Genomic DNA, 14,417 nt, shown 5'->3' with positions numbered 1-14,417 from the left:
ATGAATAGGCAACAACGAGTAGAAAGCTTAAGTCGCACTCAGGATAACGGCCCGGCGTACCACCTGTATCAAAACACCTCGAAAGCGAATTTACAGGCGCAGAAACCCCGTGATATCAAAATATGTGACTCACTGGAGACAGTTATCCGCCGTTGCGGGTTGCAAGATGGCATGACTATCTCCTTTCACCATGCTTTTCGTGCTGGTGATTTAACCCTGAATCTGGTGATGGATACCATTGCCGCCATGGGATTCAAAAATCTGCGTCTGGCCTCCAGCTCGCTGAGCGACTGCCATTCACCGCTGGTGGATCATATCCGCAATGGGGTGGTCAGTGAGATCTATACCTCTGGTCTGCGCGGGCCGTTGGCAGAGGAGATCTCTCGTGGGTTACTGGCTAAACCCGTACAGATTCACTCCCACGGTGGCCGGGTTAATCTGATTGAATCCGGCGAACTGACTATCGATATTGCCTTTATCGGCGTACCGGCCTGTGATGAATTTGGTAACGCCAATGGCTTTAGCGGTAATGCCTGTTGTGGCTCGTTGGGCTATGCCAGAGTCGATGCAGAATATGCACACTGTGTGGTATTGCTGACAGAAGCGGTGGTGACCTATCCCCATCATCCAGCCAGTATTACCCAAGATCAAGTTGACCTGATTGTACAGGTTGAAAAGGTCGGTGATGCCGACAAGATCGGTGCTGATACCACCCGAATGACCTCGAATCCTCGTGAGTTACTGATCGCCCGCCGAGCTGCCGAGGTGATTGCCGGTTCTGGCTATTTTATCGATGGATTTTCTTTGCAGACCGGGACCGGCGGGGCATCGCTGGCAGTGACGCGCTTCCTTGAGGATAAAATGCTGCGGCGCAACATTACTGCCGCTTTTGCCCTCGGTGGCATTACTTCAACAATGGTAGAACTGCACGAAAAAGGGCTGATTACCAAGTTGTTGGATGTGCAAAGCTTTGACCGGCAGGCTGCTTCCTCACTGGCCCGTAATCCACGTCACATCGAAATCAGTGCCAATCAATACGCCAATTTTAGTTCGAAAGGTGCGTCAGTCGACCGACTGGATGTGGTGGTGCTCAGTGCTCTGGAGATTGATACCCGTTTTAACGTCAATGTACTGACCGGCTCGGATGGCGTGTTACGCGGTGCCTCTGGCGGCCATTGCGATACGGCGGTGGCCGCCCGACTCTCTATCATCGTCGCTCCCTTGGTTCGTGGCCGGATCCCGACGCTGGTCAATGATGTCACCACCTGTGTGACGCCCGGCTCCAGCGTCGATATTTTAGTGACCGATCATGGTATTGCGGTTAATCCAGCCCGGCCCGAATTGGCAGAACGCTTACAGCAAGCCGGTTTAGCCGTAGTCACCATCGAATGGCTGCATCAGCGCGCGTTACTGCTGACTGGCGTGCCACAACCTATTGCATTTACTAATCGCGTCGTAGCGGTGGTGCGCTATCGCGACGGCTCAGTAATTGACGTTGTGCATCAAATACAGGAGTAGACGATGAACACTCTCTCTCCTGCGTTAGCGGCCAACCGGCCCATCAGCTTACCGGAGTTACTTACCAGCCGTGAGTCCCGTCAGAGCAGACAACAGGCGTGGCTGGCTCGCCATCAGGTGACGTTGATTTCACTGACGTTGGTGGCACCCGGTGCGGTGAAAGATAACCCATTGACGCGCAAATTATTTGCATTGGCATGGCAGGCGATCACTTCGCTAAGTCAACAGCAGTGTTGGCCAGTGTTGCAACAAGAGATTTTTCCACTGCCGACCGGCTGTGAAGGTTTGATTGCGGTGGATTTACCTGCGGAACAGGTGAAGGACGCCGCGTTGTTACTTGAGCTAAAGCACCCGCAGGGCCGGTTATGGGATATCGATGTGCTTGATGCATCGGGGCAAATCTTATCGCGCCGTGATGTGGGGTTAGCGCCGCGCCGCTGTCTGCTTTGTCACCGTCCAGCCAATGTCTGTGCCCGCGCGCAAACCCACAGTATTGACCAACTATTGGTTCAGATGGAGTTGATGCTCAATGCCACAACTGCAACGCACTGACAACAGGGCGGCTCAATCACCTGTCGCCTCCTCCGACTTTGCCAAAAAATATGGCGCACTGGCGTATCGCGCCCTGCTGGCAGAGGTGAATCTGACACCGAAACCGGGCCTGGTGGATCGCTTCAATTGTGGTGCACATAAGGATATGGCGCTGATCGATTTTTATCACAGTGCTGATGCTATTGCGCCGTGGCTCCCGCGCTTTATAGAACAGGGCATCAACCACGCTCAGCTTGGTGGGCAGGCAGCACTGAACAGCCTGCGACCGCTGGGACTGGCGTGTGAAAACAGTATGTTCCACGCCACTGGGGGGGTGAATACCCATAAAGGTAGCGTTTTTTCGCTGGGATTAATTTGCTGTGCGTTGGGGCGGCTGAAAGCGCGAGGTGAATGGATTAGCGCTGATGCTATTTGCCAGGAGGCGGCGCGTCTGTGCTCTGGGCTGACAGAGCGTGAGTTGCGTCAATCCAATCCACAACAAACGGCGGGCCAACGGCTGTTCAATCACTATGGCCTGACCGGCGCACGCGGCGAGGCCGAATCTGGCTTCGCTACCGTGTTGAATTATGCCTTGCCGGCTTACCAACGCTTATTAGTTAACGGGGCGGAATCCGACCATGCCTTATTGCACACTTTGCTGATTTTGATGTCCGTCAACCGCGATACCAATGTGGTATCCCGTGGCGGTATGGCCGGGCTGCAATGGCTGCAACAGCAGGCGACAGAGATTCTGGCCTCACTCGCATCGGCAGGGATGGGTTCTCCTCTCAGCCTGAGGCGGGTGCGAATGTTTGATACCCAATGTATCGCCCGCAACCTTAGTCCCGGCGGCAGTGCTGACCTGCTGATCCTAACCTGGTTTCTGGCGCAGTTCCCTCATCATCTCCCTCACAAAAATAATAGCGTTGTTATTGAACCAGTAACAGCTATAGGAGTATCTCTATGTTGAAGTCGCAAGAGAAATTATGGAAAGCGCTCGCGCCTTTTGTGGTGCTGGCTGTTCTGCTGTTGATTCCCACCCCGGAAGGAATGCCACCTCAAGCCTGGCGCTATTTTGCGATTTTTGTCGCCATGATTGTTGGGATGATTTTAGAACCGATTCCAGCCACCGCGATAAGCTTTATCGCCGTGACGATATGTGTACTGAGTTCAGATTGGGTGCTATTTAGTGCGGCTGAAGTGGCTGATGCCAGCTTTAACGGCGGTAAAGAGTCTTTAAAATGGGGGCTGGCCGGGTTCTCCAGTACCACTGTCTGGCTGGTGTTTGGGGCATTTATCTTTGCGCTGGGTTATGAAGCCACCGGACTTGGCCGCCGTATCGCCCTGTTCATGGTGAAATTCATGGGCAAACGTACCCTGACGTTGGGTTATGCCATTGTTATTATAGATATTCTGTTGGCACCCTTTACACCATCAAATACTGCCCGTACCGGGGGAACAGTGTTCCCGGTAGTAAAAAATCTGCCACCCCTGTTTGATTCATTCCCCAATGATCCGTCGTCACGGCGTATCGGGGGGTACCTAATGTGGATGATGGTGATCGGGACCAGTATCAGCTCCTCCATGTTTGTCACTGGCGCGGCACCTAACGTGCTGGGTATCGAGTTTGTCAATAAAATTGCCGGTGTCCATATTGGCTGGATGCAGTGGTTTTTGGCGTTCCTGCCCGTTGGGTTAATTTTACTGATAGTGGCACCCTGGCTCTCTTATGTGTTGTATAAACCCGGCGTGACCAAAAGCGATGAGGTAGCGGCTTGGGCGCAAACAGCACTGACTGAGATGGGGGCGTTAACGCGCAAGGAAGCAATCCTAATTGGTTTGGTGCTGCTGAGCCTGTGCTTATGGGTGTTTGGCGGTAAATTCATTGATGCGACGGCGGTAGGGTTGCTGGCAGTATCCCTGATGTTGGCACTGCATGTGGTGTCGTGGAAAGACATTACTAAATACTCAAGTGCCTGGAACACGCTGGTCAATCTGGCCACACTAGTGGTGATGGCCAATGGCTTAACACGGTCGGGCTTCATTGATTGGTTCGCCAATACCATGAGTACCCATTTGGATGGTTTCTCGCCGAATATGACGGTGGTCGCGCTAGTATTGGTGTTCTATTTCTCTCATTATCTGTTTGCCAGCTTGTCTGCCCACACGGCAACCATGCTGCCGGTTATTTTGGCGGTCGGTAAAGGTTTAAGTGGTGTGCCGATGGAACATTTATCTATGCTGCTGGTGTTATCCATTGGGATCATGGGTGTCCTGACGCCGTATGCGACTGGCCCTGGTGTGATTATCTATGGCTGTGGTTATGTGAAATCGAAAGATTATTGGCGGCTGGGTGGCATCATGGGGGTGTTCTACATCTCAATGTTGCTGCTGGTGGGCTGGCCAATCATGAGCCTGTGGTATTGATGACAAAGTAACCGTGAGAAGGGCCGGTCAGCGGCCCGACTCATGATTATCGGTTTATCAGCCGGTGTACACGCCAAATACCCTTGGCAGCCACAGTGATATTTCAGGAATATAAGTGACCAACATCAGCACCAGGAACAGTGCGCCGTAGAACGGCAACATCGCTTTCACCACTTGTTCAATCTTCTGTTTACTCACCGCACTGGCGACAAACAGCACCGACCCCACCGGGGGAGTGATCAGACCAATTCCCAAATTGATCAACATAATCATACCGAAATGGACCGGATCAATACCTAATGAATTGGTCACTGGCATCAGTACCGGTGTTAGGATCAAAATCAGCGGTGCCATATCCATCAAGGTGCCAATCAGCAGCAGCATGATATTGATACACATCAGAATCACGTATTTGTTATCAGAAACCGAGGTAAAGAATTCAGTGATACGTTCTGGCAACTGCATGTAGGTCATGATAGCGCCGAAACTGGCGGCAAAACCTATTAAAATCATCACGATAGTGACAGTTTTTACTGTGCGATACATCAGTTTAGGCAATTCGGACCATTTATAGTCGCGATAGATAAACATAGTGACAAAGAATGACCACAAACAGGCAATCGCGGCAGATTCTGTGGCGGTAAATACCCCGGAAAGAATTCCTCCCATGATGATGACCACCGTCATCAACCCCCATAATGTATCGACAAAGATTTTGAGCGCCTGACGGAACGGCACTCGTTCACCTTTAGGGTAACCTCGCTTATAGGCAAAGCCGACACACATTAACATCAGGGTAAAACTGAGCAGCAAGCCCGGTAAAATCCCGGCAATAAACAGTGCCGCGATGGATACGGTGCCGCCGGTTGCCAGTGAGTAAATCACCGAATTATGGCTGGGTGGGGTCAATATCGCCTGCACTGAACCACTGGCGGTGACTGCGGCGGCAAAATCACGCGGATAGCCTTTTTTATCCATTTCCGGGATCATTACCGAGCCAATGGAGGCGGTATCTGCCACTGATGATCCTGAAATGGCACCGAAAAATGTTGAAGCCACAATGTTAACTAGCGACAAACCACCACGGATGAAACCAACGAAAATATAGGCGAAACTCACCAGCCGCCGTGCGATGCCACCTTCGGCCATAATGGCCCCCGCCAGAATAAAGAACGGAATGGCCAGTAATGAGAATTTATTGACGCCACTGGTGATTTGAATCATCACCGCTTCCAACGGTAAATCAATCCAAAATGCACCGGCGATGGCACTTAAACCGACGGCATAAGCCACCGGGACACCAATAGCCAGCAAGATTGCCAGCGTAAAAACTAAAATAAATGCGTCCATAAGGTAAAGTTCCCCAAATTATGAATTGCCGATCATCACTACCGGGCGGTGGGTCTGCGGGCCAAAAAATAGCCGCTCGATGATAAACATCAGCGTAATCGCGGAGCCGATTGGCAGAGGAATATAGCTTTGTCCTGCTGTCAGTAGTGGGAACTCAGCCACTGGTTGTGACCAAAGCTCGCTACACAGAATGTAGCTATAGACCAAAATAAACAGGCTTATCAGCACCATCAGCAAATCAACCAATAACAGGCATACTTTTTTACCGGTCTCAGAGAGCCGATCAGTGACCATACTGACAGCAATATGTGAACCAGAACGATAACTGGCGGCAGCACCAATAAAAGTAAATGTCACCATACATAATATGGCGACGGGTTCTGGCCAGGATAAGCCATCGTTTTGGACATAACGGGCAAATATCCCCATAGGGATAACCACAACCATAATGATTAAGGCAATACCAGCGACCCAGATTGACAGGCGATATAACGCATCCATCGTTGATAGATAATAGCGAGCCATAGCGGAGACCTCAGTGTACCCAGGGTCATTGGCTACAACCCCCATGACCTTGGGTAAATATCAGTAGTATTAAAATATTTAATACTGTCGGAAAGATGTTATTGCACGGCTGCAATCTGCTTGATCAGTTCTTGATGATCCTTACCGAATTCATCACGAACGGGTTGAGTGGCTTTATAATAATAGTCATGGTCCATTTCATGATATTGCACGCCACCGGCTTTCATTTTGTCATGGGATTGCTGCACATAGGCTTGCCATAATACGCGCTGCTCAGCCTGTGCTTCTTTGGCCAATTTCAGAATGGTTTGTTGATCTTCAGCAGATAATTTATCCCATTTTGTTTTGGAATAAAGGAACAGCTCAGGAATAATAAAATGGCCGCTCAGGGTATAGTTTTTGACAACCGGCAGATAATTGTGGGCGATAAAGGTCGGTTCGTTATTTTCGGTACCATCAATCACCCCGGTTTGCATCCCGCTGAATACCTCGCTTACACCCATACTGAGTGAGTTGGCACCCATGGCCTTAAGGGTAGCCAGTGCAATCGGGCTGCCCTGAACGCGGATTTTCATACCTTTGAGATCTTCTGGTTTAACCACCGGTTCTTTGGTAATCAGATTACGGGTACCCGCATCCATCCAGCCGAGAAATACCAATTTTGAGTTCTTATTGTTAGTGATTTTATCACCGATTTCTTGGCCGATTTGACCATCAATAACTTTATGTAAATGGTCTTCGTCGCGGAACATATAGGGCAGGGTAAAGACACTGATCTCCGGCAGAATAGAGGCAACAGGGGTCATAGAAACACGAATAATATCAATTGCTCCCATTTGAGCCTGTTCTATCATTTGCTTTTCATCACCTAAGACGCCACCTGGGAATGTTTTAATTTCCAGGCGACCATCCGTTGCGGTCTTTAGTTTGTCACCCATATTTTTAACAGCAACAACATTAGGATAATCTTTGGGATGAACATCGGCAGCTTTAATTTGTTGAGCAGAGGCTATTTGACTAAATAATATGGCAGAAATAGCCAGGCACAGTGTGGGCAAAGGCTTTGGGAATTTCATTCAGTGTTCTCCAGAAGTCGCTATACAAAAGATAAAATGGATTATTTTTAATAATGGGATAGGTATATACCCAATAGAATTCAAGCAGCAGGTGCGTATCTGTAACCTGTAACCTGACGGATATATCAATATATAAAAAAAGGTTATTCCTTTATCCCTCTGGTAATTAACCTAGCTGTTTACTTTTTCTTTTAAATTGACCATTGTCACAGAAAAAGAAACGTCAGGAACTGCGTTTCAATAATTGTGAAGTGACATTTCATAATGAATTAAGTCGTATTGGGTTATTTGTTGATGGGATTGGTGTTTTGGCTTTTGGTAGCAACTTGCTTTCACTGATGTGTTTTAGCCATCGGGATAGGTTCGGATATTGTGGTGCTGTGGGTTAACTACTATTATAAAGGCCTATGAATCCAGATGATTAGGATAACGCGTGACGTCGGTATTTATTCGTAACTTTACCTTTGCCGCACTGCCAGCCAGCGGTTTAAATGGCCAACCATTGTTTCACGGCCTGTTGGCAAAATGTGATTTTGATGTCAATGAATACCGGGATGAGCTGTTTGCTGCTTATGGCATTGCCTTTCCCGGCAGTTTACAAAAAGCAGTGGCAAAACGGCGTGCCGAATACCTGGCGGGCCGTTTTGTCGCCCGACAAGTGCTGAATATGCTTGAAGTACGCAATTATCCGTTAGCGAATGGGCTAGATCGCGCGCCACTATGGCCCGCCGGTTTGATTGGTAGCATCAGTCATAACAACCAACGTGCTCTGTGCACTGCGCAAATTATAACGCCGGCTACAGAGTATTCTGATCAAAGTGCCCATGTCCACGGTGTTGGGCTAGATATTGAAAGCCTGATTGCAGTTGAAAGGGCGAATGATCTATGGCCCGGAATCCTTAGTGAGCAGGAGTACCGCGATCTTCAGGAAGGCCCATTAGTATTCAACCATTTACTGACATTGGCTTTTTCAGCCAAAGAGAGTCTATTTAAAGCGGTGTATCCACAGCTAGGGCGTTATTTTGACTTCCTGGAGGCCCGTTTCCTGAGTTATTCCATGGCATCAGGGCGTTTTGAGTTGCAGCTATTACGCGATCTCAGCAGTGACTTCCCAGCAGGCCGCATTTTTACGGGATGTTTCACTGTTAATGACAGTGATATTCAAACATTTATTGCTTACTAAGTTGGGGCTAGTCACTTGTTGTAATAACTTTTTATTTTTTTAAGTTGGAAATTTCAATCGATATAGACTAAATATTTGACTATCAACCATATTTATTTGATAGGACATCATGAAATATATAGTGCTATTCGCTTTTATCTTATGTGTAGTCTATGTGCATTTTCGTGGCAAAGTTCGCTACAAGTTCTGGCGTCAGCTCTCAGATCATTCGACATTTGTTTCACCAATCAATGTGTTTATGTATCTGTTTTCACGGGTACCCACCACGCCCTATTTAAAGCAGGATCTCTTCCCTGAATTGACCGTGCTGCGTGAAAACTGGCAGCAAATCAGGGATGAAGGTAAGGCGCTGATGGAAATCCAGCAAATCAAAGCATCGGATAAATATAATGATGCGGGTTTTAATTCGTTTTTTAAAACTGGCTGGAAACGTTTTTATCTGAAATGGTATGAAGATAGCCATCCCTCGGCGATGACACTTTGCCCCTATACCACCTCGTTATTACGCGGATTACCTTCGGTAAAGGCAGCGATGTTTGCTGAATTACCGCACGGTAGCCGCCTGCCTCGGCATCGTGATCCTTATGCCGGTTCTTTACGTTATCACCTTGGTTTAATCACCCCGAATGATGACCGCTGTTTTATTGATGTTGATGGCACCACTTACAGTTGGCGTGACGGTGAAGGCATTTTATTTGATGAAACTTATATTCATTATGCCGAGAATCAGAGTGGGCAGAATAGGCTGATCCTGTTTTGTGATATTGAGCGGCCAATGCGTTACCGCTGGGCGCAATGGATTAACCACTGGTTGGGGCGCAATTTAATGAGTGCAGCCACAGCCCCCAACGAAGAGGGGGATCGTACCGGTGGTGTCAATCGTATGTTTAAATACATCTATGCAGTGCGCAAGGTGGGGAAACGGTTGAAAGCCTGGAATCGTAGGATCTATTATTTGATTAAATGGATATTATTCGGTGGTATTGCCGTATTGATTTTTTATGCACTGTAAAAGAAAACAGCTCACAGAACAGACTATCAAATAGCGAAAGCCCCGCCCAACCTTAGCTATACGGGGCTTTCTCATCAATTATCTTGATCACTTTTCTTTTTTGACGCCCGCAGCCCCGCCACAAATCCAGACTCAGACCAACATCACACCCAAAATTGATACTTAGAGTCGTCAAAAACCAATGAAATATTTTATTCTATTGATGGCTTATTTTGAAATAATATAGTTATCTAAGTCACAAAATTGTAAATTTTTTTGTAATTATAGCGTGAATAACGCATCAGTGCCGTCATCTATTCTAAGTATAATATTACTTATATATCAGTGAGATAATTGTGTGTTTGATGATGAGATACCTGTATTACCTGAAATTCCCCTCACCAAAAATGAAATTATAATGCCATGTTGTGATCGATATGGAATTTTAATTTCGATCAACATGATATGTTGTGTCACAGTGAGTTAACATACTTATCAGTGATAACGCCAGTTGAGGATCGCCAGAAACCGCTAGCGAGCATTCATTGATAGTCTATTTTTGTCTCGTCAGGAGGATATAGATGAAAGAAGTCAGTGTTGGATTGATTGGTGGTGATTATTGCAGTCAAGCCGTCGGTTGGTTTCAGGCCGCAACCTTTGTTTGTGCTGTCAGCAGAATGAGGGGCTGGGACGTCGGTTGAGGCGGGGTAGCAAAATATAACGTATTACCAGTACCACCATGGTAATCGGTACATTTTAAAAATTGGGAGCGCAAAAGGATCATGCAAAATAAAAACCGTAGCAAGAATCATATAATATCGCACTCTGGAATAAAGCTTATTTGTCTTCAATAACTGCATTTATCTTATTAATAAATCAGAGTGTCAAAAAGTTCTTCATCACCTCCATGTTTTAAGGTGGAGAAGGAGTTACTTTTGTTTTTTGAAACCCTTTTTGACATTAAATGGATAATCAAATAAAAAGGTAATGATATGTCGTTAATGATGAATCTCAATGCACAACAGAGAAAACGATTACATCAAATAACATTAGTCGCTACATTTGGTGGCTTGCTCTTTGGTTATGATACCGGTGTTATTAATGGTGCATTTTCTTCATTGAAAGAAAATATGGCCCTGACGCCGACGACAGTGGGCCTGGTAATGAGTGTACTATTGGTCGGTGCCGCCATTGGTAGTGTTTTTGGCGGAAAATTGGCTGACTTTTTTGGTCGAAGAAAATACCTGCTCTATCTCTCCTTCGTTTTTTTCTTTGGTGCGTTATTGTGTGCATTATCACCTAATATCACCACTCTTTTAATTGCCAGATTTTTGCTTGGTTACGCGGTAGGCGGGGCATCGGTTACTGCACCTACATTTATATCCGAGGTTGCACCGACAGAAATGCGGGGCAAACTTACCGGGTTGAATGAAGTTGCCATTGTTATTGGACAATTAGCAGCATTTGCAGTAAATGCGGTAATTGGTATTGCCTGGGGCCATCTACCTGAGGTCTGGCGTTATATGCTATTGGTTCAAACTATCCCTGCTATTTGCTTGTTAGTGGGAATGTGGCGTTCGCCAGAAAGCCCCCGTTGGTTGATCAGTAAAAATAGGCGGGAAGAGGCATTAGTAATTTTAAAACAAATTCGCCCTGAGCCACGGGCTATTAAAGAATTTAATGATATCGTAACGTTGATTGATATCGAAAAAGAAAAGAAATTGTATGCTAAAAATGATTTGGCTATTATTTTTCAAACACCGTGGATCTTAAAATTAATTTTGGTAGGTATTGCCTGGGCAGCTTTACAGCAAACTACCGGTGTTAACGTCATTATGTATTATGGTACGGAAATATTAAAAACTGCCGGATTCTCGGAAAGAATGTCGCTAATCTGTAACGTGTTAAATGGCGTTTTTTCTGTCGGGGGGATGGTTATTGGGGTTATGTTCCTGGTTGATCGTTTTAAACGGAAAACACTGATTGTGTATGGTTTTGCCCTGATGGCAACGCTGCACTTGATTATTGCTGGTGCGGATTATTATCTGGTTGGTGAAATAAAGGCAACTGTTATTTGGTTGCTGGGTGCACTGTTTGTCGGGGTCATGCAGGGTACGATGGGCTTTCTGACTTGGGTCGTATTAGCAGAACTGTTCCCATTAAAGATTCGTGGCCTATCTATGGGGATCTCAGTATTTTTCATGTGGATCATGAATGCCATTGTGAGTTACTTGTTCCCCGTGCTTCAGGCGAAACTTGGCTTAGGTCCGGTCTTCTTGATTTTTGCTCTTATCAACTATCTGGCGATTATCTTTGTGATTACCGCCTTACCAGAAACATCCAATAAATCATTAGAACAACTTGAAGAAGAACTGTCTGCCGGTAATTAATAACATAATTTTTATATGAGATAAAAAAGATCATATCGCAAAGGGGACAGATAATGATAGATAATATTACCGTTGATAACCTACACTTAGGATGTCATGCAAAAAATAAAGCTGAAGTTTTAGCAATGATAGGAAAAGAGTTTAAATTAAAAGGTTATATTAACCAAGACTGTATCTCTTTTCTTAATGAAAGAGAACAACAAGTCTCTACATTCTTGGGGAATGGTATTACCTTACCTCATCTGCCTAAATCAGCCACAAATACCATTGTTAAAACCGGTGTTGAAATTTTTCAATTCCCTGATGGTGTCATCTGGGATAGAAGTAATGTTATGTTTATTGCCATTGGGGTTATTGCTAAAGAAAAAGAGCATATTGATGTGTTAAAAGATGTAGCCTCGATTTTTAGTGATGAAATTATTGCCAATGCGCTCTCATTAATCTCAAATAAACAGGATTTTCTCCGTATCCTTAATCGTAAATAGGGGGAGGGTCGTGTAAGCCTGGAGTTGTAGGGCTTATTAGCAGATTAAATAGTAAAAAGCTCACTTGAGGTTGCTTAAGTGGGCTTTTTTAATTTGGTAGTTGTAAAACCATCTCAATGTGCTGGCTGACGCTTAACAGTAGTGATTTTTATTAACCATTTCGGCATAAAGTTATTAAGGCGATTTGATGCCATTCGCGCATGTTCTCATCCTGAAAGAGAACCTAGGTACTCAGAAAAAGGTTACCAACGACAATAATGGTATTGGTCCTTTTATTTTGGCAAGCAGTGAAATGAACAGAAGACAATAAAGAATTATTTTCAGTAACACTTTAGGTATTTGAACGCAAAACCAATGCCTAAAGTGGCTTCATTATAATAATCAGCCTTTTATTTATAGTTTTATGAAGTTCATTTTATAGAGTGTTAGACGACGCGGGCATGCCGAATAAACCGGAGTGGCAGGGTATCAACCCACCGGACAGTAACTCTGGAAGATAGCCGCGCACGTCTGGATCAGTTCGGGGAATTGCCGGTAAAGGCTATTCCCCGCAACCGCGGTTAATCTATGAGGGAGATGTATGATGAACGGCAATAACATCAGTAATGTCGATCTCGCCCCTATTAACTTGTGCGACCTTGCGTTCTGTCGCTGAGTCTGATTCTGCCGAGTTGTGTTGAATGGGGTACCAGTTATTCAGCCTATCAACGTAGGCGATGACATTTGTGTGTATTCTGTTGTGACTGAATGACATCTCAGGATGACTTATATCGTTGCCCTGTGTTGCTATCAGGTGTACCACCAAATACATGCATAGGGCTTGCGATACGTTACTGCGATAGTTGTTGTAGCCTTGAGCGTTGGAAAAGGACTGCTGAGCAGGCCCAGACATGTTGTAGTAGTACTCGTCGTTCTCATAATAGATGAAATACGGGGCTAAGCCTGGGCGGCTTATCATGACCTCCATGACCTTCCCACCAAACCAATTGCGTGGTCGGTCTTGCAAGCTGTCTGCCGTCATAACGACTTTCCCTGATTGCGTTATGAGGAGGACCGATGCCCCCATCTGCTCAAGATTAACTGCGATTTGTCTCTGAGTTTGCTCGACCTGAGACTCCCGCTTCCTGGCAGATAAGTCCATTTCGTTGGCATGACTCTCGCGTGATTCAGCTAATAATCCTGCATCCTCGATAAAGAACGTATCTATACCGCGAAGCGGCTGAGAATGCTCTCCGTAGGGTGATTTTGCAATGATATGTCCCACGATAGAGCAACGGGCCATGGCAGCGAGCTTTTCACTTACACCTGACGATCTCATCGCAGCATGTAACTGATTTAGGCCATCAACGATTTGATCCGCGGCTGAATCGGGTTTTAACCGGTTCAAACCCCCTTCGTAGAAGTCCTTGTTTATGCCAGTTCGCTTGACGAATGAATGAACGAAATCAAAATTGCTCATTGTGGCTGCATCCAATTCATAAGCGATAACGTCCACCGTAGCGCCGTATTTTCGGCAAATCACATCATAAAAGCGGGCGGCACAAACCATTATCGAATATATCAGGCTATCCCCAGAATTCGCGTCTTTGGCAAATTTAGCGAGATTATTTGCTCCAAATCCACCTCGATCCGCTGCCTCCAACTGCCAGAGAATAGCTTTGGCTCGAGGATGACCGGCTTCCGCTGCTTTATACCAACAGTCTGCCGCCAGATCGAAATCATAGGGTGTCACACTGCCTGACCCCCAAAGAAGAGAAAGATTGAATAATGCCGAAACGTGACCTCCCCGAGCAGCATTGCCTAAGTGTCTACTTGCAGCGTTGCAATCGCCTGCCCGTAAGGCCTCAACACCACAAACGTATTCGGCTTCCACGTCTTCTGATGTGCTGGTGAAAAACGGATCCTGAAACTCAGCCATATTCATATTCCTTCGCGTCGACT

At 46.2% G+C, this 14,417-nt stretch carries 12 protein-coding genes; 8 read left to right on the top strand and 4 right to left on the bottom strand.

What is annotated here, in order from left to right:
- The 4 genes from citF to V1953_RS13130 are packed head-to-tail and all read left to right on the top strand — an operon-like array spanning window position 1 to window position 4,476.
- Window positions 1-1,518 carry a citrate lyase subunit alpha gene (citF, locus tag V1953_RS13145; RefSeq protein WP_442851030.1) on the top strand — a complete coding sequence of 506 codons (1,518 nt, stop codon included), beginning with the start codon at window positions 1-3 and terminating at the stop codon, window positions 1,516-1,518.
- A 3-nt stretch (window positions 1,519-1,521) separates the two neighbouring features.
- Window positions 1,522-2,070, top strand: coding sequence for a citrate lyase holo-[acyl-carrier protein] synthase (gene citX, locus V1953_RS13140; RefSeq protein WP_005185535.1), 549 nt, complete (start codon window positions 1,522-1,524; stop codon window positions 2,068-2,070).
- Complete coding sequence (gene citG / locus V1953_RS13135; protein ID WP_420073714.1) at window positions 2,048-3,019, top strand: triphosphoribosyl-dephospho-CoA synthase CitG; 972 nt, start codon at window positions 2,048-2,050, stop codon at window positions 3,017-3,019. The genes citX and citG overlap by 23 nt, the downstream gene beginning before the upstream one ends.
- Window positions 3,013-4,476 (top strand): anion permease, encoded by a 1,464-nt coding sequence (locus V1953_RS13130; protein ID WP_083159211.1) that lies wholly within the window; start codon window positions 3,013-3,015, stop codon window positions 4,474-4,476. Before citG ends, V1953_RS13130 begins: the two co-directional genes overlap by 7 nt.
- 57 nt (window positions 4,477-4,533) lie before the next feature.
- Here V1953_RS13130 and V1953_RS13125 read toward each other — a convergent pair whose 3' ends face one another.
- From V1953_RS13125 to V1953_RS13115, 3 genes are all read right to left on the bottom strand, one after another.
- Window positions 4,534-5,826 carry a TRAP transporter large permease gene (locus V1953_RS13125; protein ID WP_019080904.1) on the bottom strand — a complete coding sequence of 431 codons (1,293 nt, stop codon included), beginning with the start codon at window positions 5,824-5,826 and terminating at the stop codon, window positions 4,534-4,536.
- Window positions 5,827-5,844: 18 nt separating this feature from the next.
- Window positions 5,845-6,351 carry a TRAP transporter small permease gene (locus V1953_RS13120; RefSeq protein WP_083159210.1) on the bottom strand — a complete coding sequence of 169 codons (507 nt, stop codon included), beginning with the start codon at window positions 6,349-6,351 and terminating at the stop codon, window positions 5,845-5,847.
- A gap of 98 nt (window positions 6,352-6,449) precedes the next feature.
- Window positions 6,450-7,427, bottom strand: coding sequence for a TRAP transporter substrate-binding protein (locus V1953_RS13115; RefSeq protein ID WP_442851029.1), 978 nt, complete (start codon window positions 7,425-7,427; stop codon window positions 6,450-6,452).
- A 433-nt stretch (window positions 7,428-7,860) separates the two neighbouring features.
- On the opposite strand from V1953_RS13115, the gene V1953_RS13110 reads away from it, so the two are divergent.
- From V1953_RS13110 to V1953_RS13095, 4 genes are all read left to right on the top strand, one after another.
- Window positions 7,861-8,610 carry a 4'-phosphopantetheinyl transferase family protein gene (locus tag V1953_RS13110; protein ID WP_083159209.1) on the top strand — a complete coding sequence of 250 codons (750 nt, stop codon included), beginning with the start codon at window positions 7,861-7,863 and terminating at the stop codon, window positions 8,608-8,610.
- Between the two features lie 109 nt (window positions 8,611-8,719).
- Complete coding sequence (lpxO, locus tag V1953_RS13105) at window positions 8,720-9,622, top strand: lipid A hydroxylase LpxO (RefSeq protein ID WP_372568959.1); 903 nt, start codon at window positions 8,720-8,722, stop codon at window positions 9,620-9,622.
- A 971-nt stretch (window positions 9,623-10,593) separates the two neighbouring features.
- Window positions 10,594-11,991 carry a sugar porter family MFS transporter gene (locus tag V1953_RS13100; RefSeq protein ID WP_083159207.1) on the top strand — a complete coding sequence of 466 codons (1,398 nt, stop codon included), beginning with the start codon at window positions 10,594-10,596 and terminating at the stop codon, window positions 11,989-11,991.
- Between the two features lie 53 nt (window positions 11,992-12,044).
- Window positions 12,045-12,476 (top strand): PTS sugar transporter subunit IIA, encoded by a 432-nt coding sequence (locus V1953_RS13095; RefSeq protein ID WP_420073920.1) that lies wholly within the window; start codon window positions 12,045-12,047, stop codon window positions 12,474-12,476.
- Between the two features lie 565 nt (window positions 12,477-13,041).
- On the opposite strand, the gene V1953_RS13090 is transcribed toward V1953_RS13095, so the two are convergent.
- Entirely contained in the window at window positions 13,042-14,394 is a 1,353-nt protein-coding gene (locus V1953_RS13090) for a hypothetical protein (RefSeq protein ID WP_442851028.1), read from the bottom strand.
- Window positions 14,395-14,417 lie beyond the last annotated feature (23 nt).

The sequence above is a fragment of the Yersinia sp. 2541 StPb PI genome, from assembly GCF_052217145.1.
GTDB classification, from domain to species: Bacteria; Pseudomonadota; Gammaproteobacteria; order Enterobacterales; family Enterobacteriaceae; genus Yersinia; species Yersinia enterocolitica_E.
Note: the sequence above shows the minus strand (reverse complement) of the source record. Positions and strands in the feature narration are given on the sequence as shown.